We start from the raw sequence: 21,952 nt of genomic DNA on the forward strand, positions 1-21,952 counted from the left end.
TTTCGTCACCCACTACAGTTGACAAAGAGCCCTCTTTAGTTGCTATACCGTTTGATAAGATTAATCCACTCTGTAAAAATAGCTTTCCTCAGATGGTACTCCATTCGTCGCTAGGATACGATCCTTACTGTTATCTCCCACATCACTACCATCGCTAATTCCTTTAGGGCAAAGCTGAATTGGTGTGTTCCCTACTTGACTAGAATCAACATAAGTTAGGGTATATATGCCAGACACATATTGATTTGATGAGACTTTGTCAATAGGGTAAGTAGACCCCCAGAGTTCTAACTGTCCATCTGAAGTAATGATAATGGTCTTTCCATTTGAAGACTTCCATGTTCCTACAGTTAATTTGTAGTTGCCATTTTTGAGATCATAAGGCTTAAGAGCTGTTGAGCTTGTTTGAGAATTAGCATAAGTCACAACGAAAGAATTAAGTGAGGCATCCGTTTGATTGTTGGCCACGGCCGTTTGGTACTTACTAATGATGCTATCATAGGCAGAGGTATCTACCTTTTTCTCTTGACTAGAGCTTGAGCTAGTACTTGTGCTAGAGCTTTCACTACTACTTGATTGTGACTGCTCTACTGATGAAGTTGAAGTTGGGGAAGTCAAGCCATTTGCTGATTTGAACAAGCTGCTAATAGGACTAAACTAGATAATCCTGTCACTAATGCTAAAATTTCTAATCCTAAATTCCTTTTCTCTAACTCTTATTCTGTTGTCCCAGAGCTGACATCTGCACTGTATGCAGGAGCTGTATAGCTTGAGGCATCACTATGTGATTCTGTATAAGTTGTTGGTGGCACATAGTTATACTGGGGCGCTTGATAAGTCTCTTGTGCTGAAGATGGTGTTGGGGCTGATACTACCGCAGGAGTAGAGCTTGCCTCTGTCTGACTAGCTACTTCTACCGTTGAGCTTGCTGACGACGATTCGCTCGAAGACTCACTTGACGTTGAAGAAGATGACGAAGAGCTTGAGCTAGATGCCTTGGGCTTGCTTGACGATGACTGCTTAGTACCAACCTTTACTTGGACCTTAGCATGATTGTGTGCCGGCTGCAAAAAGACAATAGCCAGAGCCAAAAGTATAGCTGGTAGGGTAAATGTCAAAATAAGGTAACGTTTTTCTTTTAAATTACGAAGTAGTTTCATAGAGTATTCACATTTCTTAAATATATTTTTAGTATCAATTAGTCTCAGATAAGATTATATCAGAAATATTAAAATGTGCAACATTAACATAAAGCTTTTTGACATCAGAAAAACCAACTCAATGAGTTGGTTGATTGTCATTATTGCTGTGGATTATTGAAGTTATTGAATGGATATTCCACTTTAGTTGGTTTACATAGCAAAACAATTAGGATAATCCAACCTACAAATGGGATAAATGCAACAAAAATATACGGCCAATTGTAGCCAGCATCACGCAAACGACGAACCGTTAGAGCAATACCAGGTAAACACGCAGCAATACCATAGGCAAAAAAGATAAGTAGGAGGATAAGTGAAATAACAGCCAAAAAGCTTGAATCAGTTGCAGCTGCAAGTCCTCCAAATACTGCTTGGAGCAAAAAATAAGCAAAGGTAATCAATACATTTACCAAATATACAAACCAATAATCTGAACGTGTTGAACGACCCTCAAAATCTACATAGCCCTTCCAAAACTTCTTATAAGCTTCGATCATAATAAAATCTCCTCATTTTTTGATACTTCTACTATACCAAAAGACCAATCTTCTGGCAAATCGACTAAAAAACATCCTAAGGAGGCTGTTAAGTAACTATCATTGCTGAAGATTATTAAAATTGTTGAAAGGAAATTCTACTTTTGTTGGTTGACAACACAAAACCAAAAGTACGATATCACCTATAAAAGAGGCAAAACGTAGGAAAATCAATGCCCAATGAAAACCGGCATCACGTAAGCGACGGACCTGAAGGGCAATAGAGGGGATAAAGCTAGCGAAAAAATATGTCATTACAAGCAGATACAGTAAGTTAAGAATAACATGATAATGACTATCGGGACTATCAAAAACAATTACAACTATAACTATACTAAATAAAATGATAGTTACTATAGTATTTGCTAGAACTGCTAACCAATAATCTGAACGTGTTGAACGTCCCTTAAAATCTACATAGCCCTTCCAAAATTTTTTGTAGGCTTCAATCATAATAAAATCCCCCTTTTTTATGATACCCCCAGTATAGCAGAAGCTTTATACTCTAGCAAATAGACCAAAAAAGCCCCATGAGGAGCTTTTTTGTTTATTCTCTAATTTGTCCTTGGCCATTAATATAGAACTTGGTTGAGGTTAGAGCCTCAAGTCCCATTGGGCCACGAGCATGCATTTTCTGGGTTGAGATTCCGATTTCAGCACCCAATCCAAAGACGAAGCCGTCTGTGAAGCGGGTTGAGGCATTAACATAGACCGCTGCAGCGTCTACGTCGTCTTGGAATTGCTCAGCACGACTGATATCCTGAGTCACAATAGCCTCTGAATGCGATGTCGTGTAAGTATTAATCCAATCAATGGCCTCATCAAGGCTATCTACTACTTTAACAGACATGATATAGTCAAGAAACTCTGTCGCAAAATCTTCTGGAGAAGCTGATACAGCTTTTTCCATAAGTTTCAAAGCCGTTTCATCCGCACGGAACTCAACAGCCTGAACTTTTGAAATAGCTTTTTCTAAATGAGGCAAGAAGTCTTCCGCAATATCAGCATGAACGACGAGAGATTCTGCAGCATTACAAACACTTGGTCGTTGGGTTTTGGCATTGATGACAATCTGTGTCGCCATATCTAAGTCAGCATATTTATCCACATAAATATGACAGTTACCAACACCCGTTTCGATGACAGGAACCTTGGCTTTTTCTTTAACCGTTTGGATGAGACGGGCGCCACCACGAGGAATGAGCAAGTCTACATACTTGGTCGCCGCCATGAGTTCCTCTGCTACCTCATGAGAGGTATCTTCAACTAGCTGAACAGCATTTGCTGTGATACCTGCATTTTCCAAAGCCTTACGGGCTACTGTAACCAAGGCCTTGTTGGAATTGATGGCATCACGACCTCCACGGAGAATGATGGCATTATTGGTTTTAAAGGCAAGGCTAAAGGCATCGATTGAGACATTGGGACGGCTCTCAAAAATCATAGCAATAACACCCATAGGAACACGCTTTTGAACGATTTTGAGACCATCCAGATTCGTATAGCCACGAACCACTTGACCGATTGGGTCCTGAAGATCTGCCACCTGACGGACACCCTCAGCAATCCCTGCGATACGGTCTTCCGTTAAGAGCAAACGATCTTGCATAATCTCTGAAATACCATTTTCCTTGGCATTTGCCATATCCTTAGCATTTTCAGTGATAATATAGGCACTCTCAGCTACTAGAGCTTTAGCTACCTGATTTAGAAGGTCGTTTTTAGCTGCTGTTGATAATTTAGCAATCTGACGACCTGCCACCTTGGCCTGTTGGCCTAGTGTATCGATATATGTCATCTTAGCCCTCCTGTTTAAAGAGTGTACCAATCTTGGCTCCTTCTAGGACACGAAGGATGTCACGTGGATTTTCACCATTCATCAAAACCATTTGGCTATGATTTTCAAAAACCATCTGGGCGGATTTAATCTTACTCATCATACCACCCGTACCAAATTTACTACCGGCACCACCAGCTGAGGCCAGAATTCCCTCGGTAATCTCTGGGACATAGCTACGAAGGGTCGCATCCTCATAAACATTTGGGTTCTTATCAAAGAGCCCATCAATATCTGACAGCATGATAAGTAGGTCTGCACCAACAATCTTAGCAACGATAGCAGACAAGCGGTCATTGTCTCCAAACTTAGTCGCATGGTCCATTTCATCTACGCTGACAGCGTCATTTTCATTAACAACCGGGACAACCCCAAGCTCGAAGAGGCTCTCAAAGGCATTGATGGCATTGGCCAAACTCTCAGGATACTCAACCACATCACGCGTCAAAAGCAACTGAGATATCTTGGTCTGGTAATGTGAAAAGACCTGCGAATAAAGGCTCATCATAGCCACCTGCCCTACACTTGAGACAGCCTGTTGCTTACCAACTTCTGCTGGGCGTTTCTCAAGGTCTAGAACATTTAGACCAAAGCCCATGGCACCAGAGGATACGAGGACAACCTCAATTCCCTTATTATGCAAGCTAGAAATGACAAAAGCTAATTGATCGATTTTTTCAAGATTAATTTTCCCTGATGGTAAAACCAGAGAACTAGTCCCGATTTTGATAACCAGGCGTTTTACTGAGTCAAAATTTCGTTTCATGTTTATGATTATACACTAAATTCAGGTATTTTGACATATATAATGCATAAGTTTACATATTAAGGATTTTCAGTAAAAAAGAATCCCTCCAATCGGAGAGACTCTTTAAACAGTTTGTACTAGGCAAAAAACATGGCTCTAATACGTTTCCAACGTCTGCGATCAACAAAGATATAAACGATTAGTACAACTAAAGCTATAAGCCCAGATACTATAGCATTGACTACTAGGGCAATCCAGAACTTACTTGCAAAGAAGACAATACCTCCTAGCAAGGCAGCGATGAAAATTGTAAGAATAAAGATACCCATATAGAGCCACTGTCCGCCACCTCGATTGAAGAGCTGGGTAACTTCCTGCCAATTCACTTCCAACAATTTAAGGTCACGTTCAAAGTAATAGCCACCTACAAGATAGGTTGTTACGAGAAAACCAAGAGTGAAACTTGCCACCAAAATAAGATGGAGATGAGCCAAGAATATTAAACCAAGTCCTCCTAATAAGAGGGAAACACCGACTTGCAAGCTATAGAAAAGCCAAAACTTTTGACGAAGATAGTCACCCGTATTGATTGGTAGGCTACGAATAAAGTCAAAGTTTGTCCCCTCTAAGGATGTTGCTACACCAAGAAAACTTGTTGGTTGAGCTGAAAAGAAACCAAAGGCAATTCCGACCAAAAGCAGGAGTCCGAAATAGTCTGGACCCAGATCTTTCAAAAATACCGCACCCCCACCTAACATGATCATATATAAGACTGGTACCACATAGGTATTGATAATGAGGGTTGAATTTCCCAAAGTAGATAAATGATGGCGAATCAAGACCTGTCTTTGGCTTCGAGTAACAGCTTTGGCCTGAGGCTTTCTAGCCTTTTGGTTATAAATGGCTTCGTGGAAATAACGAGGCATTCTGACCTTATAAAACCAAAAGCCCAAGATAAGCACTAAGATAAGAGGAAGATAGAAATTTAGCAGGGCCTCTGGAGATAGAGGGGCAGCTACGACATCATAGTAACCTCTTAGATAAGGAAGCAAGGGAAAATTGGCTTGTCCAGCACCATCAACATAGCCTTTAATAAAACCAACCATCATAATAGGCAACATAATCAATAGGGTTGACAGGGTCATCAAAATGGTTGAATAGAGCTTTTTATGAGAACTGCGAACAATCAGCGTTCCAATACTATTAGACAGAATCACTGAAAAAACGAGATTGATAAAGAGAGAAACGATAAAGGTCAGAAGCCCGACGACTATCCCCAATGGGCCAATAAATTGCCAGTAAGCTAGGATAAGAAGACTAAGGATAGGCACCATGAAGGTCATCCCGACCATAGAACCTGACAAGGTCTTGGCCAAAAAAACTTCCGCTGGCTTCAAGGGAAGAGGCAGATAAGCCTTGCTATCCTTACTGTCATAAAAGGTACTATAAAGAGCCGTGAAGGTCTGGAGAAGCCCCATGATTGAAAATGTCAAGAGATATAGGGTTAAGACTCCAGGATTGGCCTTATAATCGACACCTACAAAAAGATAGCTATAGACAACCGTAAAAACAACTAGAATCAAGAGTTGTTGTCTAAGCATGGCATTAACGATGGAGAAATTGGCTTTTTTCTTTTTCTCCTGACGTTTCTGTAGGTTAGTTACTGCTTGAGGATTAGCGTAGAGGAGATTGATTTTAAAAAGCTCCCAAACATGGTTCCAGTTCATGACTATACCTCCTCAATCTTACGTCCAGCCATTTCCAGATAAATAGTTTCCAAATCCTTGTCAGGGTACTGAGACTTCAGTTCAGCTAGAGACCCTTGGAAGATAAGTTTTCCTTTCTTCAAAATAGCAATACGATCACAGAGCTGCTCAGCTACACTTAAAACGTGGGTTGAGAAAAGGACACTATTACCTTCCTTGGCATGATGACGCATGGCTTCCTTCAAATCATAAGACGCCTGTGGATCCAGACCAGTCAGAGGCTCATCCAAAACCCAAATCTGTGGATTAACCAAAAGGGCACCGATGACAACAACCTTCTGACGCATACCGTGAGAGAAGGAAGAAATAAGGTTATAGCGACTTTCCGTTAGGTCAAAGGTAGCCATGAGATCAATCAAACGTTCCTCAACCTGACTAGCTTCCAAATCATAGATACGTGTCAAGAAGTACCAATAGTCATTGGCCGTCAAATTTAGGAATAGGTCCGGTGAATCTGGCACATAAGCGATTTTTTTCTTGATAGCATCACGATGTTGACTGAGGGCCATATCATCGACGTAAACTTCACCGTAGCTAGCTTCAATGATAGACGTCAAAATGGAAATAGTCGTGGTCTTACCAGCCCCATTGTGACCAATCAGACCAAAAATCTCACCATCTCGAATCTCGAGGTTAAGATCTGAGAGAGCATCTTTATCTTCATAACGTTTCGTTACGTGTTCAAAACGAATCATCTTTTATCCTTTCTTGAGAATCTATTTAACAATAGTCTCATTTTACACTTTATATTAAATTATAAATTAGAATTATTGCTATGTTTTTCATGAACAATACTCTAATAATGCCGACAATAAGTTTAGATAAGGCTATTTCGTTACCTTCTCATTTATTGTATCATTTCAAAGGTACATTTTCAAGAAAACGTTTGTAAAAACGGGACAATTTTGCATTCGGTCTTTGATAATGCTAAACTTATAGTATTTAGAACAATAGGAGGAAAATCACTGGTGCCAACTGGATTATCATCAACTCGCTATCTATTATTTTAGGAGGAATCGCTGGAGGTCTCTTCGGGGACTATCTCAGAGACGATTTCAAGGAAAATCTTAACCTTATCTTTGGCCTAGCCTCTATGGTTATGGGGATTAGCGCTATTATGAATATGGTTAATATGCCTGCGGTTATCTTTGCAGTAGTTATCGGTACCATCATCGGGCTGGCCCTAAAGTTTGGGAACCTCATCAACAAGGGAGCTGGGCTTATGGAAAAAGGCTTGTCCAAGATTACACCAAGCAAACAAACAGGGTTAGCTCACGATGAGTTTTATGCGCAGCTCTTGACAGTTATCGTCCTTTTTTGTGCAAGTGGTACAGGAATTTACGGTAGCCTTGAGTCTGGGATGACAGGCGATGCTTCCATCTTGATTTCCAAATCTATCCTAGATTTCTTTACGGCCATGATTTTCTCTTGTAGTCTAGGCTACATTGTCTCCATGATTGCCATTCCACAATTTATCGTTTTCTTCCTTCTCTTTGTAAGTGCTGGTTTCATACTTCCTCTAACAACAAAAGCCATGATTGGAGACTTTAAGGCTTGCGGGGGCTTCCTCATGATTGCGACTGGTTTTCGTATTATGAAACTGCGTCAATTCCCAACAGCAGATATGATTCCAGCCATGATTCTAGTTATGCCTATTTCCTGGGCCTGGGTCAATTGGGTGGTACCTTTAATTAGTTAATATTAGGATTAAACTAAACAAATACCGTCAGTCTAACGCTGGCGGTTTTTCTCTATTTATTGTCGTTATGGATCCAAACTATTAAAAACTAGTCATATTTATAGTGTTTAATTCTAATTTTTCTAACCTTGTTTAGATTGAGATGAGTTTGTTATAATAGCCCTTGTAGGACTAAGCAACCTACAAGATACTTTTTTTCATAACTATTTCCATCCTCTAATATTTTAACGAACTTACAATACTGATGGAAATCTATCAGAAAAGACTGGTGTGTGCACACCGGTCTTTTTTGGTGGAATTAAGACACACAAAAACCACTCTTTCACTATGAAAGAATGGTTATGCTATAGCTTATACTTCTACAACTTCCAAGTTTTTTCCACCTAGGAGAATAAGGTATTTATCAATCTTATCTATTTGATAGGCTTGGCTAAGGGCTTTAGCATAAAGGCTCATTTGCCCTTTGTAGCGTTCCTTAAGCTCACCAGGTTGAGTGAAGCGGTCTGTCTTATAATCAAAGAGGACAATACGGTCTTCAAGAAGAAGGTAGCCATCAATGATACCACGGACGACAAAGTCTTCTTTACTGGCGGGATCTTCTGCCAACATGGCAAATGGCGCTTCGCGGCGCAACTTATCACGGTTAGCTAGAATGAGCTTCCCAAGTTCGGTGTCAAAGAAGCCTAGTAGCTTTTCTAACTGCACGCGCGCCTTGACTTGATCATCTGCCGATACCCGACTCAAGGCCTGTGTTAAATCTTGGAGGGTCACCTTGTCAGAAAGAATCAAGCGTTGCATGAGTTCATGGGTGGCTGAACCAACTGCAGCTCCAGTAACCTTCGTTTTTTGCCCAAAGTCTGGAAGCTCAAAGCTAGTGGTAGTCTCAAGAGGTTGCACTTCCTCTTTCTTGTCCATAATATCCACCCCTTCGGTATCCATGACAGGTTCGTAGAAGGCTTTGAGCTGGCTCGGCGTACGCACAGATGGCAGGTCAATCGCCGGTGCATAAAGCTGGTTGAGTTTTTCAACACTTTCTAAGACAGTTAGGGCACGCTTAATGTCTTCCGTCTGGCGATTGTTAGAGAGATCATCAGCATCTACTGCCGCTTGAACTTCAACCTGACCAATAGCCTCTGGGGTCAAGTCCTCAGCCTCAACAAAGCGAACAGTAAACTTGAGATCCTTTCTCATAAAGGCAGTATCCAAAGCCATAACCCAATCCTGATAAGTAGCAATTTGGTCACGTAGAGCTACTGGTAGGCGATTATTTTCAACATCTGTGCCAAATTGCTGGGTCAATTTTTCCTTACTGCCCTTACCAACTAGGTAGAGTTTTTTCTCTGCACGGGTCATTGCAACATAGAGCAGACGCATCTCTTCTGAGATACTTGCTCGACGCTCTTCCCTACGATTTTCCTGGAAGGTTAAGGTCTCGAGAACAACATTTAACTTAGGCAAATTGGTGTTTACCTGGTCTTTGAGGTCAGCTAGGTACTTAATGCCAAGTCCTTTTTCACGGTTGATAATGTACTTACCACTCAGTCCGTCCTTGCTGTGACCAATGAACTTGCGATTCATCTGCAAGACAAAGACATACTTGAACTCTAGCCCCTTGGACTTGTGAATGGTCATGAGGCTTACAGCATTTTTGGGAACCAAGTCTGTTACTTCCTCTAGGTCGTTACCGCTAGAAATGATCTTATCAATCATACCAATAAAACGAGAAAGTCCCTTAAAGCCAGTCTTTTCATAGGCATTGGCACGCAAGGCAAGGGCGTAGAGATTGGCCTGACGTTGCTCAGCTCGTGGAAGACTGCCAACATAATCATAGTAAAAACGATCGTCGTAAATCTTCCAGATGAGGTCATAGAGCGAGTGCCACTTACTGTAATCACGCCAATCTGACAGAGTCTCAATGAAGAGAGTCAACTTTGCCTCCAGTCCTTGCGTCACGACTTCTGGATGAAGTCCTGATTTAGTATGAGCTGCAAGAAGCTTGTCATAGAATTGTCCTTTGTCAGCCTGGACAGCAATCCGAGCCAGGTCGTCCTCGTTGAAGTTAAACATAGGTGAACGAAGGAGGGCAACCAAGGCGTAGTCGTTGAGAGGATTATTGATGGCACGAAGGGTATCCAACATAATCATAACTTCTAGTGACTCTAGGTAGCTTGACTTGTACTCGTCAGGAACCAAGGGAATTCCGTGCTCCTCGAAGTTTGCCATCAAGTCCAGATAGGTGTTACGGGTTGGTGCTAGAAGGGTAATGTCCTCAAAACGGACACCCTGCTCGTGAAGTTTGATGATTTCTTTAATAACCAAGGAAATCTCGCCACTACTGATAGGTTGATCAGCACCTTCCTCGTCAGGAGTCACACTAGCTTCATCACTATTGTAAATCAGAACTTCTGTCTCATTTTCAGGATGGGGCTCTTTTTGCTTCTCGCTACCCGCTACCAGCATGTGAGTCTTGTCATAGAGGATATCCCCGATTTCCTGGTCCATGAGGTGGCTGAAAACACCATTAGTCGCATCAAGAACTTCAGATTGACTACGAAAATTCTCTTTAAGGAGAATCAGCTTACCTGCATCTGGATTTTCAAGGAAGAGCTGGAACTTACCATTAAAAATCTGAGGGTCTGCCTGACGGAAACGATAGATGGATTGCTTGATATCTCCCACCATGAATCGGTTGTGGCCATTAGAGAGGAGCTCCAACATGCGTTCTTGGGTATGGCTATTGTCCTGATACTCGTCTACCATCACTTCATGGTAACGGTCACGGTAGCTAGCTGCCACCTCTGGATTTTCCTCCAAAATACGGATAGCAAAATGGGCAATATCCGAAAATTCAAAGGCATTTTCCTGAATCTTGGCCTGTAAATACTGGTCCGAAAAATCAAGTACAAAGGCCTGAAGCAACCCCAACAGAGGTAGGATGTCATCATTATGCTTGGTCAAAACCTCGAGGACCGTTAGCTGGGTATCAACCTCTCGCAACTGGGCCACAAACTCATTTTTGGTCTTGTTGTAAGCTTCCTTGTAGGCCTTGAGTTCCTCGTCTTTAGGACGGGTCATATTGGTCAAACCAGTCCCTCCTGACAAAGTCAAAAGTTGTTTGAGCAAGTCCTCCATATCGGTTTGGTCATTGGCCAAGGCTCCTTCAAGAAGGCTAATGGCATCGGACACATTATTTAGATATTTGGCCTTGGCAAATTCACGCTGAGCTAGACCTAGATGGTCTCTTAAGAAGGCTAAGAAATCAGTCAACAAGCCATCTTTAAGACCCTCTAAAAGCTCAGCTTTAGCCTTGTCTGGATTGGCCTCTGCCTGTCCTTTTAAAAGATTTTGACGTAGCCATTTTTCAGGACCTGCAGTAGCCTGAGAAAAGTTATAGACATCGTAAACTAAATCACGAAAAGCCTTACTAGTCTTGCCATTTCCCGCGAAGTTACGGACCAATTTTTGGAAAAGCTGGGCATCCTTCCCTTGCATATAATCATTAAAGAGATCAGCATAAACCTCATTTTTCATAAGTGTCTGCTCAGCAGGATCTGTCATAATGCGGAAAATAGGTGACACACCCAGGAGATAGCCATACTGATTGACCAATTTCTGGGTGAAGGCATCCATAGTTCCAATATCAGCCGTCCCAATCTTGGCAATCTGATCTGAAAGAAAGGCACGCTCTTCATCCGTCTCAACTTGTCCAAGCTGCTCTGTCAGACGTTTTTCCAGACGCTCTTTTAACTCACCTGCAGCCTTTACCGTAAAGGTTGAGATAAAGAGTTGGTCAATGCCAACGCCACGTCCAATCATATCAAGGATACGCTCAACCATAACAAAGGTTTTTCCTGATCCAGCCGAAGCTGATACAAGAATATTAGTACCATTACTGTAAATGGCCTCAATCTGCTCAGGTGTTAACTTGCGTTCCTTGTTAGAAGCTGCTTCTTGGACAATGCGTTCCTTAATCTCTGTTGGACTTAAAAAAGCTTTAGTCAACATGGTTGTCCTCCTGGTCTTTTTTGTCTGCTGTCACAGCTTGATCAGTGAATGGAAAGGGGACGATTTTTTCAGCAACTTGCATCTCATTATCGTCCTCATCTTTTGCCATCAGCTCCAAATAGGCTTCCTTCTTGCCCTTACTTGGTAAACGCAAGAGTTTTCTAGCCTGTCCCATGTGTCGGTCGGCCTCAAAATGAGTAATTGCCTTGATTTGATCCCCTTGAACAGACTTGCCATCCTCAGTATAAGGATTGACCGCAAAATTCCCGCTTCGAATAACTTCAGCAGCACTTGTAAAGAGCTTGATATTGTAGTCTAGCAAGGTTTCTAGATCCTCCTTGTCATAGGTGACAGTCTTTTGTAAATCATAGTTCCCACCAGCCAAATGCTCTGTTTCTGAAGCCACAAAAAGTCCCTTATAGGTTAATTCCTTATGAGCCTGAGCTGCTAGCTTATCCAGACCAAACTGAGCTAAGTTAAGCTGTGGGTCCTGCATGTGAAGATACATGGCACCAAAAAGCTGGTCAGCATCGACTTTATAGGTTTGTCGAAGGGCTTCTAGATAGGTTACCAACTGTGGGCTGAGGCCATTGTAGAATTTTTGAATGTCAAAGACATTTTTACCTGATTTGTAGTCAACGACACCCAGAGCCCCATCCGTTAAACGGTCCACACGGTCAATAATCCCTGTAATCTTGATGCTATTTGCTAAAAGCAAGTCAAACTTGGCTTCCTCACGCTCAACCTTAACAGCCGCATTGTCACGTAAAACACTGGCAGTCGACCGGGCGATATCTTCCAAAATCTGACGAGACAAACGACTCTCTTGGTCCTCTGTATAGAGAATTTCAAAGGGTTGTTCCTGATTGGTCTGAGCAATAGCCTTTTCCAATTTATGGTCAAAGTCTTCCGACGAAGAATCCCCCATAACACGCTCAAAGACACGGTGCAAGTAAGTCCCGTGGTGTCGAGCATCTGGATGGATGGACTCCAACTCTTCAAGCCCCAAAACATAACGCAAGAAATAAAGATATTGGTTGTTATAGAAGGTCGTCAGAGCCGAGGCTGATAATTTCAGTGGTTCTTCCCCCGGAAAGACCAGCTGCATGACCTGATCATCCACCTTAGATGTCGTCACATCGTCAATCACATTTGGAATCAAGACTTGGTCCTTATCAAGTCGCTTACGGAGATAACGCACAGCAACAGACCAGAAAGTCTGCGTTTCCTTATCCAAATCAGCATCTAAATGGCTACTGTTAAGGGCAATGACAGTTGATAGAAGGTCCTTGTAGTTCCCAATCTGGTCACCCTTAGCCTCGAAACGATTACGTCCCTTTTCAACCAAAGGAAGACCAAGGTCAAGCAGTTCCTTCAAATAAACCGACATGTCATCCTGTGTCTCATTGAGAATTTGTGGCTGACTAAGCACCAATTGTTCACTAGCCGCATTAAAAAGTGACATAGCCACGAAATGCCCCCGCTGACTATTGCTCTGCGTAACAATATCCAAACTTCTGTGCTCGTCCGTAGCTTCATTGATACGACTACGTTCCTCGTCAGACAGGAGACTCTTATTTTGCCCTACCTTAGGAAAATGCGACTGGGTCATTCCCAAGGCAAAAACATAAGGAGCTGAATGTGGCTGAATCAAATCGTATTTCTTCACATTGACCACATCGACTGTAGCTGGCACCGTACGGTAATCACAGGCCAACATGCCCGAACGCAAAATAGACAAAAAGTCATCTACTGATAGTGTTTCTTCACCAAAGATTGTCTCAACCTGCTCAAAGAGTTGCGTGAAGGCCTTCCAGACCTGTTCATTCTGCTCTTTTTCGGCCTCACTGGCCTTGCCAGTCAAAGCAGCCATCTTACTTGGCACTTGCACAGCCTCTAAAAAGACCACAAGTTTTTTGAGCAGACTAGACCCCTTCTGTTTGCGACTGTTAAGCAACTTGTCCAAAGGCTCTACCAGTTGTGACCTCAAGGCATTGAGCTGGTCCAAATCATACTTATCACGACTATTAGCCGTGAAATCAGAAAGGAACTTGTGACGCCCCTTGATATCTGCAAAATTGACATAATACTCAAAAAGGTCTAAATCCTCTTGAGCAAAACCACCATAGAGACCGGATTTTATGAGATTAAGTAAATCCTCAGCACGGTAATTGTAGCGTTTGATCCGCTCCAAGGAATCCACAAACTGCACCAAAGGATGGCTAGACATGGTTTCTTCCTTACCGAAATAATAGGGAATATCAAATTTTCGAAAAATCTGACCCACCTGAAGCTTATAACTCTCCTCATCACCTAGCAAGACCAAGATATCCTTATAGCGCTTGCCATCTGCTAGCAACTGACGAATACTCTTAGCAACCTGAGCCACTTCTTCCTTTTGGTTGACCACTTCCCAAACCTGCAAAGCTTGCTTGTCCTGAGCAGTCAGCTGCTCGTCAATCGTACTAAAATCATGACGGCTCTCCAAAAGACGGCTAATACGTGCAAAAGAAGGATTCCCCTCTTTGTCTGTCGTCACATAGTCGGGTGTCACCTTATAGGTCTGAGCCAGAGTTCTCAGAAAATCCACTGAAGCCTGATAAACATTGTCGTAAACAAAGTTAGCACTATAAGCTTTTTGACTGGTATAAGTCCCAATGACAATTTGGTGGCACTTATCATTCAAGAGGGCAACTAGGGCCTCCTCCTCGGCAGAGAAACGCGTAAAGCCATCAATGACCAAAACCGTATTACTCAGTGCCTTATCCAGATGTCCTGAGGTAATTTCCTTGAAGAAGGCACTAAGTTTTGATTGATTGTCAAAATCTCCTGCCAACAAGAGATCCTGAGCCGCACTGAAAATCCTGAGCAAATCCTCTTGTTTCTCAACCTGATCCAAATGCTGCAAATCCAGAACCGTCATATTAGCCTGCTGCAACTCTTTATAAAGGTCCACCAATTGATTAATAAAGTTACTATCCTTGCGCAAACGGCCATAAACCTTGAGCTCATCATCGCCCATATGCGACAACACCTTATAAAAAATCATGGCCAGACCAGTATCATCCAGCTGCGTTTTGGGGTTGCTCGTATTGAGAATAAAGTATCTCGCCATCTGAGTAAAACGAGTCACCGTAATCTCAAAGGATGCTGACTGAGGCAGGTATTCCAAGACCTTACGCTCCTTCTCAAATGACAGGGCATTAGGGGCAATATAAAAGACCCTCTTTCCCTTTTGAGCATAGCTGGTTGCCTGCTCCGTCAGAATTTCTGTTAAATCCTGAGACATATCCGTATAAAGTAATTTCATAAGACGTCCCTTTCTTATCTCTACACCAGTCGTTAGGCCAAGCAAGAACTGCCATTCACTTAGTGCTAACAACCACTAATCCTTGCTATTATAACACAGAATGAAGCAACAATCAGACTCCTCCCTCGCCCCTATCTCCTCCGATGTCCTAAGTTTCTCACATAAGCACAAGCACCACAGCAAAGAGCCCTCCTTCATGGACTTGTACCTAAAAAAAAAGAGCCAAATCCTCTGATTTAGCTCTACATCTTTATTTAAAAATCAATTCCTGTTTGAAGAGGTAATCACCACTGCTTGTAATCAAATTGGCATCACTATACTTCCTAAGAATATCCTTGGCTGAGTGGAGGTTAAGACCTGAGGTCTTCTTCTGGTTTTCTTCCTGCATAATGGCATCAAGGTCAACTTTTTCTTCTTGCGTCCTATTTTCCATGACAAAATGGTAGCTTCCATCCTTATCATGTCGATGAAAACTAAACTTGATTTGACTGGCAGGTACCTGCTTACTCTCATCAATCGCATTACTAAAGAAAATAGACACCAGCAAGGTCAAGTCAACCACGTTCATGGTAAACCCTGAAATCTCCTCAGGAATATCACAAGTCACTGGAATATTACTACGTTTAGCCTCCATCATACGAGCCGAAAGAAGGCTACGTAAGGGTAGGGACTGAATATTTTCCAGCTTAGGATTATCAATGACACGGAAACGTTCAAACTCCTTGGCACTCTCTCTAAGGACATTCTGATACACCTGTTCAGCAAGAGCCTCTTCCTGGTCACGTACTTCCTCTGAAAATTGTTCCACAACCGTCTGATAAGACTGTCTGTATTGTAACAACTCATTGTAGAGAAGATCAATCTTTTGGTTGGCCTTGGTCAAACTATTCAAATGCCTCTTTTCCTCCATGGCCAAACTCTCTTCCAAATACTGCCGAGACAGTTGATTAAGATGGGCAATTAGGAAAATGAAAGCCACTGCGGACAAGAGAACCCAAAGCATCCGAAGTCTCAACTCCACCTCTGAAGAGTAGCCAGGAAACCAACTGTCTAAATTCACACTGAGATAGATTCCCAATAAATAAATGGCCATTGCTATAGCAACTCTTCTAGAAATCTGGAGGTTCTGGAAAGAGTCATCGCTATAGACCTTCCAACGCTTCAAATCCAAGCCCAAGAAACGGTCAAATACAAAATAAAGTGGCAAAATCAAACCGTAAGATAAGAGATAGAAAAGGGCATTAGACCCTACCTCAGCGACAGGGAGATTTAAGAGAAGGGGAATAAAGAAGAGTCCCAATAAGCGATAAAGTAAATCTGACGTCACCACTGGAAACAAAGTATGAAAAGCATACTGGGTCACCGACCAGGTCTTCCCTTTAGCAAGAAAGGCCAAAATCATCAGGATAAAGACATCAAAAACCATAATCATGTTAGTAATATTATACTGAATGACTACATCTAACAGGGCTAAGGTCAAGAAGACCGTCCAGGAGATACGAATGTCTGTCATTCGTTTGAAAATGGCACAATTTATCATCAGAGTTAAAATAAGCTGAATGGCTAGAAAGGCATCTGTATCATAGAGATTTAAAAAATTTATTCCCAAAAACGATTCAAACATCGAATCTCCTTTCTATATATTTTTTTACAAGTTATTTAGTATTCAAATTGCTGTCTATAGATGAACTTATCATTCGTAAAGCTAAGTTTAGACTGAGGGTAACGCTCCATAATATCTTCGAGCTGCTCATTGATTGATAAGTGACTCTCATACGCCTCGTGGGGCGCCTCGGCACTATCTTGCGAAAGGGTTGTCTCTACAGAGAGGACCTGGACCTCACCTCTTTGGTAATAAGACATACGAACTAAACTATTTTCTTGACCATGAGCTCTCAACAAGGCATTGTCCAAGAAGGTCGTTAGAACAGCTGATAAATCCACCACATCGATATGAACTGGGGATATAGGGTCTGGAACCTCCATGATAAAATCAACGCCAACTGCATGAAACTCCATATACTTACTCTCAATGACGGAACGTAACAATTGAGAAAGCAGGTTAGAAATATCTGGCATAACCTTGCTGAAGGGAACCTCTTCATCAGATAGGTTCTGAGTGTCTCCCTCTTGACTAGTAGCCAGAACGGTCTTAACCTTCTTAGGTACGACTACCTTAGGCACTCCATCACGGTATAGCTCCTGATAAAGATGGAGGATATGTCTACTAGATTCCTGTAAGCTCTGGAAATGACGCTCCTGCTCCTCTTTCAACTCCAGAAAAAGTTCATCCTTAATCCACTGGTTGGCATAGGAAACAACGATGAAGAAGGCTCCTGTTGCTAATAGAACGATCAACTTGGCATAATTGTTAACCACTTCTACAGACCAGATAGTAGCAAGGTAGGGTAAATAGTCGTTAAAAAGTCCATATGAAAGAAAGGCAAAGCTAACCCCAATAACAATAGGGGTGAAGTGTATGCGCAAGCTCTCCTTTTCCTCAACCTGCAAATATTCATAACCAATAAAACAGTGAACCAAGAAGTAAAGAGGATAGGTAACTACCACACATATAAACTCCGTTAAAGATTCTGGAATACGGCTCATCAAGTCGGCTCCCAAAAGTAAAGGAAAGACGATTAATGACAAGCCTCGTATAATGATATTGGTTGTCCCCCAGGAATAAAAACTATTAAATACCGGTTCTATCCATGGCAAGTCTGGACGTTTGTAATAACTAAAACAAAATAAAATGAGAGGATTAAGTAAAAATTTGAATCCCATAGGAAGAAGGGGAGTCAAAACAACCGACAAAAGACCACCTAATAAAAGTAGCCACCAAGAAATCTTGACCCTACCAGCTGCATGAAACATCAGATAATTGACAAAGAAAATCAAGAGCGTATCTATAGATACTAGCCAATGAAAATCTTTAAAAGCAGCAAGTAGTGATTCAATAATAGAAGTCATTCTTTTCCCCCTCTCCCTCTAATCTGATTTAAGAAACTTCCTCAAAAATCCCCTAGGAAGCCCTTTTTACAACACTACTCATTATATAGCTTTTTGTAAGTTTTCACAATAATTAATTTTATAAGAAAGCCTTCGCCTCCCTAATAATCCGCTTATTTATACAAGGAAGGTTGACTATTAAATTAAAGTTACAAATGTAATATAAAAAGTTGAGATAATTTTATCTCAACTTTCAGATTTATCAGATCTAGTCAGCCTTGTAGTAGAATTGTTTGGCGTCAGATTGTGCACTTCCTGATTGGGTCACTAGGATACGGTCTTTGGTATTATCTGAAGCATCAGGATAGTCTCCTGATATATTCGGTAATGTCGTACCTTTCGGGATGAAAAAGATTATTGCCCCATACATTCCTGTTCTTAGACTCGCTCTCAGATAGCCATTTTCAAGACTGGAATTAGCATTTTGGACCTCATAATCTGTTGGCGCAGTTACTTGATCCTTAGAAAATGTCAAACTACTACCATTCCCATTCTTCCAAGTACCTTCGAGGCTTTGGAAGTTATTATCCTTGATAGCATTAACATCCATGCCTGTTTGCTCGGTCTTGGTTTCCGTTTTTGATTCTGTTTTGGCCTCTGATGAGCTTGATGATGACTCCGATGTTTGTGAAGAACTTGAAGATTCTGAGCTTTCAGATGTGCTAGCACTAGAGTAATGCTTGAGCAACTCTTGGTAAGCCTCTTGCATATCATCTGGTGCTACCTTATAGGTCTGAACAGCCTTCTTATCGTAATTACCCTTCCAGTAGTTCGTCACATAATAAACGGTACCGTTGGAGCCTAGAACGATTTGGTAAGAATCCTTATCTTGGTCAACCAAATCCTTATAAAGCTTGTTGTAGCCATTATAATTGCCACCAGTTTTATCATCAGCTGAGAAGTCCTTAAAGAGGGCTTTTTGTTCAGCAGCATCGTCTTCATACATAGCATGTTTCTTATCCTTCAAGGTATAAAGACGGAAGGATGATGTTGGGCTATAGTCTGCGGTCTTACCACTATTGTCATTAATCCCTAAAGCAAAGGAATCAACTGTGTTTTTATAGTCCTTGAAATCATAGTTTGAGACTTCCTTGCCATTGATGATACCACTCGGAACACCAGTAATATGTTCATAGCCATCCGCATTGATGAGATTAGCAAGGACGGTAATCGTTTGGCTGCTACCTTTTTCCTTAGGTGCCTTGAATGACAGGAAGGTTGGACTACCATCATTGACCTTGGTGATGCTGTCAAAGCTGCTTTGAACTAAAACAGCATCCTTGGCATAATCAGACTGATAGAGCCATTTCCCAAAGGCTTCCGTGATAGACTTAATGTCCTCAGTCGAATAGTCTGCAATATAAGTAGTTTCCTTATCACCATTGACATCGGTCTTAGTCTTGATATCTGCATTTGGCTTATTTGGATCGTTAGAAGACGATTCTGAGCTTGCATCGCTACCTGAGGATGAACTACTTGATTCCAAAATATCCTTAATAATGCTTTTAACTTGGCTACTTGAAGAACTAGACGAAGCCTCGCTAGACTCAACGACTTCAGAGCCTCCCTCAACCTGAGTATAGGTGTCTGATTCAGTCATTTCAACCTTCGCATCTCCTCCAGGTACCATACTTGGTGTGATACGGATAGTACCGTCTGAGCTACCGTTAGTTCCAGGCAACTTAAAGCTCAAAGAACGGTCTTCGCCGGATTGGGCATTAGCCTGATAAGTATCCCCGGTCTCCGTATTTTTGACTTCGTATTTGTCTCCCTTGATCTTACGAACTTCAAAACGCACCTTGTTCCCGGTATTCTTATCGACAACGGTTGTGGCATAAACTCTTGAAGACGATGTAAAAGCCGTGCTCTGAGTGTATTTTCCAAGTACCATGAAGACCAAAAAGACAATCAAAGCTAAACCGATAAACTTTTTATGTTTAAACTGTTTCATGAGGTCCTCCTAGATAAATAGATAGCCAACAACATAGCCAAAGAGAGCAATACAAATCAAGAGCAAAATTTCTAAAACTAAAAACCAGCTAAACTTGAGATCACCCCAACCAACCTTAGACAAAACTTGTCTGAATTTAGAATTTTTCTGTCTGCTCAAGCCACTAGAAAGGGCAAAACCAGTCTTAGCAGCTTCAGCAACTTCCTTATCACTTGGCTTGCGACCATGCTGCACTTGGAAGTCAATCAGCCATTCATCATATTGTTGCATTTATTTCTCCTTCTTCTGAAGTGTGACGAAAAAGAGTAGGGCATAAACTAGGCAATGAAGCACCAAGGCCCACCATTGACCCCAGAATTTGCCTGTAGACCCTTGAAAGGCCTCCAACTGGCTCTTAGGGACTGGTACTCCGTACTTAGCCAAGCTCGATGGCAAGTCTGACAAGTCACTAGAAATCCCAAAAAGCTTGTGGCCATAACCAAGATAGATAAATTTTTGTACCCAATCAATGGCCTTTGGCAAAGACAGGATAGTTCCCGACAATGAAAATTGCATGATACCCACAATGACTGCTAGGATAACAGAGGTAATCTCAGATTTGCCAACTAAGGCTGAGATAAAGAGGGCAATAAAATGCGACGCCAAGAAAACCAGGAGCACTGTAATCCCAACTTCCCAACGGTAGGAACCAAAAATATGACCAGCATCTGGAAATTCCTTGTCAAAGAACTTACTAAAGACAGAGTAAGATAGGATAAAGACAATGGTTTCCAAAACGGCAAAGAAGGCGTGAATCCCCATACTAGCCAAGGCGAAGGCTGAACGACTCAAACCTGAGAAAAAGTCACGGTTGAGGACCGAGCGTTCCTTAGAAATATAAATACTGTTTTGAACCACAATCAAGAGACTGGTTGAGAAAAGCAAGAGAAAGAGGGTCATTCGAGTTGTTTCGAAATCTTTCAAAAATCCCTTGTCTTGGATATAGAGGATTAAGCCTTCGAAAGCGACAATGCCCAGAAGAACCTTCACAAAATCCATGTAGTGGTGTTTAAATTTATACCAACTTAATCGTAATGCTGCGTTCATAAGTCTCCCTAAATCTTGTAAATACGTGTTGAAGCATTGAGCTCTTGGTAGACATCTGCTATATTCATATCCATATATTTACGAATCATATAAGGATCGCTAGTCTTGTATTCCAAAAGCAACTCTTCATAGGTTCCTGCAAATGTCGGACGTCCCTTAGACAAGAAGATGATCTTGTCAAAAATAGCCAAATTTTCTGTATTGTGAGTAATAACCACAATAGACTTGTTAGCTGATTTAGCCAAGATTTTCAAGGTACGTAAGAGATTACGATCACTAAGGGCATCCAAACCTGAAGACGGCTCATCAAGGATAAAGTAGGGACTAGGGCTAAGAAGCTCGATACCAATAGAGACACGACGTTTTTGCCCACCAGAAAGCTCTGAGATCTTCTTATTGGCAAATTCCGTCAACCCTAAATCATCCATGATGCCTGCAATGCGATGCTTTTTAGTCAGCTTACCACTCCCTTTCAGATGGTGGTCCGCATAAAAATCAAAGGTCTCAGATACCTTGAGGTACTCACGTAGGAGATTTTGTTGGGGTACATAGGACCAAGAGCGTGAACCCGCAGTCACAGGTTTACCATTTTCTAAAATACGAAATTGTTGGCAAGTCGGTTTAAGCTGGCCTAGGAGAATCTCTGTTAAAGTTGTTTTCCCTGAACCAGAAGCACCCAAGATACCGACAACTTGACCAGTCTCCATAGTAACATCCAAATCTGTAAAGAGCTGGTTATCATTTCCCTTATATTTGAAACAGATATGTTCAAATGTTAATTGATTGGTTTCCATTAATATCTC

The 21,952-nt window shown here is 41.7% G+C and carries 17 protein-coding genes; 1 reads left to right on the plus strand and 16 read right to left on the minus strand.

Annotated elements, in window-relative coordinates:
- Positions 1–60: 60 nt before the first annotated feature.
- The 8 genes from HMPREF2877_RS07235 to HMPREF2877_RS07270 all read right to left on the minus strand — a co-directional run bounded on the left by HMPREF2877_RS07235 (position 61) and on the right by HMPREF2877_RS07270 (position 6,784).
- The gene (locus HMPREF2877_RS07235) at positions 61–639 is read right to left on the minus strand and encodes a hypothetical protein (protein WP_014632639.1); all 579 of its coding nucleotides are present in this window, start codon (positions 637–639) and stop codon (positions 61–63) included.
- 77 nt (positions 640–716) lie between these two features.
- Positions 717–1,160: a Wzz/FepE/Etk N-terminal domain-containing protein gene (locus HMPREF2877_RS07240; RefSeq protein ID WP_004183397.1), complete on the minus strand. Its 444-nt coding sequence runs from the start codon at positions 1,158–1,160 to the stop codon at positions 717–719.
- A 140-nt stretch (positions 1,161–1,300) separates the two neighbouring features.
- Complete coding sequence (locus HMPREF2877_RS07245) at positions 1,301–1,699, minus strand: DUF805 domain-containing protein (RefSeq protein WP_004183402.1); 399 nt, start codon at positions 1,697–1,699, stop codon at positions 1,301–1,303.
- 99 nt (positions 1,700–1,798) lie between these two features.
- Positions 1,799–2,191 carry a DUF805 domain-containing protein gene (locus HMPREF2877_RS07250; protein ID WP_013991138.1) on the minus strand — a complete coding sequence of 131 codons (393 nt, stop codon included), beginning with the start codon at positions 2,189–2,191 and terminating at the stop codon, positions 1,799–1,801.
- 94 nt (positions 2,192–2,285) lie between these two features.
- Positions 2,286–3,536 carry a glutamate-5-semialdehyde dehydrogenase gene (locus HMPREF2877_RS07255; RefSeq protein WP_014632638.1) on the minus strand — a complete coding sequence of 417 codons (1,251 nt, stop codon included), beginning with the start codon at positions 3,534–3,536 and terminating at the stop codon, positions 2,286–2,288.
- Position 3,537: 1 nt separating this feature from the next.
- A complete protein-coding gene (gene proB, locus HMPREF2877_RS07260; protein ID WP_014632637.1) occupies positions 3,538–4,341 on the minus strand; it encodes a glutamate 5-kinase in 804 nt (267 codons plus the stop codon).
- Between the two features lie 119 nt (positions 4,342–4,460).
- Positions 4,461–6,050 (minus strand): hypothetical protein, encoded by a 1,590-nt coding sequence (locus tag HMPREF2877_RS07265; RefSeq protein WP_045769183.1) that lies wholly within the window; start codon positions 6,048–6,050, stop codon positions 4,461–4,463.
- 2 nt (positions 6,051–6,052) lie between these two features.
- A complete protein-coding gene (locus tag HMPREF2877_RS07270) occupies positions 6,053–6,784 on the minus strand; it encodes an ABC transporter ATP-binding protein (protein WP_045772452.1) in 732 nt (243 codons plus the stop codon).
- Positions 6,785–7,068: 284 nt separating this feature from the next.
- On the opposite strand from HMPREF2877_RS07270, the gene HMPREF2877_RS07275 reads away from it, so the two are divergent.
- Entirely contained in the window at positions 7,069–7,788 is a 720-nt protein-coding gene (locus tag HMPREF2877_RS07275; RefSeq protein ID WP_096832610.1) for a DUF554 domain-containing protein, read from the plus strand.
- Between the two features lie 351 nt (positions 7,789–8,139).
- Here the strand turns inward: HMPREF2877_RS07275 and addA are convergent, their stop codons facing one another.
- The 8 genes from addA to HMPREF2877_RS07315 all read right to left on the minus strand — a co-directional run bounded on the left by addA (position 8,140) and on the right by HMPREF2877_RS07315 (position 21,943).
- Positions 8,140–11,793: a helicase-exonuclease AddAB subunit AddA gene (gene addA, locus HMPREF2877_RS07280; protein WP_070579435.1), complete on the minus strand. Its 3,654-nt coding sequence runs from the start codon at positions 11,791–11,793 to the stop codon at positions 8,140–8,142.
- Positions 11,783–15,103: an ATP-dependent nuclease subunit B gene (rexB, locus tag HMPREF2877_RS07285; protein ID WP_070579438.1), complete on the minus strand. Its 3,321-nt coding sequence runs from the start codon at positions 15,101–15,103 to the stop codon at positions 11,783–11,785. The genes addA and rexB overlap by 11 nt, the downstream gene beginning before the upstream one ends.
- A gap of 250 nt (positions 15,104–15,353) precedes the next feature.
- A complete protein-coding gene (locus tag HMPREF2877_RS07290; RefSeq protein ID WP_004183414.1) occupies positions 15,354–16,727 on the minus strand; it encodes a GHKL domain-containing protein in 1,374 nt (457 codons plus the stop codon).
- A gap of 35 nt (positions 16,728–16,762) precedes the next feature.
- Positions 16,763–18,073 (minus strand): ATP-binding protein, encoded by a 1,311-nt coding sequence (locus HMPREF2877_RS07295; RefSeq protein WP_014632632.1) that lies wholly within the window; start codon positions 18,071–18,073, stop codon positions 16,763–16,765.
- Positions 18,074–18,320: 247 nt separating this feature from the next.
- Positions 18,321–20,063 carry a DUF6287 domain-containing protein gene (locus HMPREF2877_RS07300; RefSeq protein ID WP_014632631.1) on the minus strand — a complete coding sequence of 581 codons (1,743 nt, stop codon included), beginning with the start codon at positions 20,061–20,063 and terminating at the stop codon, positions 18,321–18,323.
- Between the two features lie 9 nt (positions 20,064–20,072).
- Positions 20,073–20,333: a hypothetical protein gene (locus HMPREF2877_RS07305; RefSeq protein WP_014632630.1), complete on the minus strand. Its 261-nt coding sequence runs from the start codon at positions 20,331–20,333 to the stop codon at positions 20,073–20,075.
- Entirely contained in the window at positions 20,334–21,149 is an 816-nt protein-coding gene (locus HMPREF2877_RS07310) for an ABC transporter permease (protein WP_070579439.1), read from the minus strand. It abuts the gene before it with no gap.
- 8 nt (positions 21,150–21,157) lie between these two features.
- Positions 21,158–21,943 carry an ATP-binding cassette domain-containing protein gene (locus HMPREF2877_RS07315; RefSeq protein ID WP_002891779.1) on the minus strand — a complete coding sequence of 262 codons (786 nt, stop codon included), beginning with the start codon at positions 21,941–21,943 and terminating at the stop codon, positions 21,158–21,160.
- Between the last annotated feature and the right edge of the window lie 9 nt (positions 21,944–21,952).

It is taken from the genome of Streptococcus sp. HMSC072D03 (genome assembly GCF_001812855.1).
GTDB classification, from domain to species: Bacteria; Bacillota; Bacilli; order Lactobacillales; family Streptococcaceae; genus Streptococcus; species Streptococcus salivarius_D.

What these genes read in the sequence shown, in the direction of transcription:
- HMPREF2877_RS07295 (WP_014632632.1), bottom strand. Translation starts at nt 18,073, where the DNA reads ATGACTTCTATTATTGAATCACTACTTGCTGCTTTTAAAGATTTTCAT.
- addA (WP_070579435.1), bottom strand. Translation starts at nt 11,793, where the DNA reads ATGTTGACTAAAGCTTTTTTAAGTCCAACAGAGATTAAGGAACGCATT.
- HMPREF2877_RS07310 (WP_070579439.1), bottom strand. Translation starts at nt 21,149, where the DNA reads ATGAACGCAGCATTACGATTAAGTTGGTATAAATTTAAACACCACTAC.
- HMPREF2877_RS07270 (WP_045772452.1), bottom strand. Translation starts at nt 6,784, where the DNA reads ATGATTCGTTTTGAACACGTAACGAAACGTTATGAAGATAAAGATGCT.
- rexB (WP_070579438.1), bottom strand. Translation starts at nt 15,103, where the DNA reads ATGAAATTACTTTATACGGATATGTCTCAGGATTTAACAGAAATTCTG.
- HMPREF2877_RS07255 (WP_014632638.1), bottom strand. Translation starts at nt 3,536, where the DNA reads ATGACATATATCGATACACTAGGCCAACAGGCCAAGGTGGCAGGTCGT.
- HMPREF2877_RS07315 (WP_002891779.1), bottom strand. Translation starts at nt 21,943, where the DNA reads ATGGAAACCAATCAATTAACATTTGAACATATCTGTTTCAAATATAAG.
- HMPREF2877_RS07300 (WP_014632631.1), bottom strand. Translation starts at nt 20,063, where the DNA reads ATGAAACAGTTTAAACATAAAAAGTTTATCGGTTTAGCTTTGATTGTC.
- HMPREF2877_RS07290 (WP_004183414.1), bottom strand. Translation starts at nt 16,727, where the DNA reads ATGTTTGAATCGTTTTTGGGAATAAATTTTTTAAATCTCTATGATACA.
- HMPREF2877_RS07245 (WP_004183402.1), bottom strand. Translation starts at nt 1,699, where the DNA reads ATGATCGAAGCTTATAAGAAGTTTTGGAAGGGCTATGTAGATTTTGAG.
- HMPREF2877_RS07250 (WP_013991138.1), bottom strand. Translation starts at nt 2,191, where the DNA reads ATGATTGAAGCCTACAAAAAATTTTGGAAGGGCTATGTAGATTTTAAG.
- proB (WP_014632637.1), bottom strand. Translation starts at nt 4,341, where the DNA reads ATGAAACGAAATTTTGACTCAGTAAAACGCCTGGTTATCAAAATCGGG.
- HMPREF2877_RS07265 (WP_045769183.1), bottom strand. Translation starts at nt 6,050, where the DNA reads ATGAACTGGAACCATGTTTGGGAGCTTTTTAAAATCAATCTCCTCTAC.
- HMPREF2877_RS07240 (WP_004183397.1), bottom strand. Translation starts at nt 1,160, where the DNA reads ATGAAACTACTTCGTAATTTAAAAGAAAAACGTTACCTTATTTTGACA.
- HMPREF2877_RS07305 (WP_014632630.1), bottom strand. Translation starts at nt 20,333, where the DNA reads ATGCAACAATATGATGAATGGCTGATTGACTTCCAAGTGCAGCATGGT.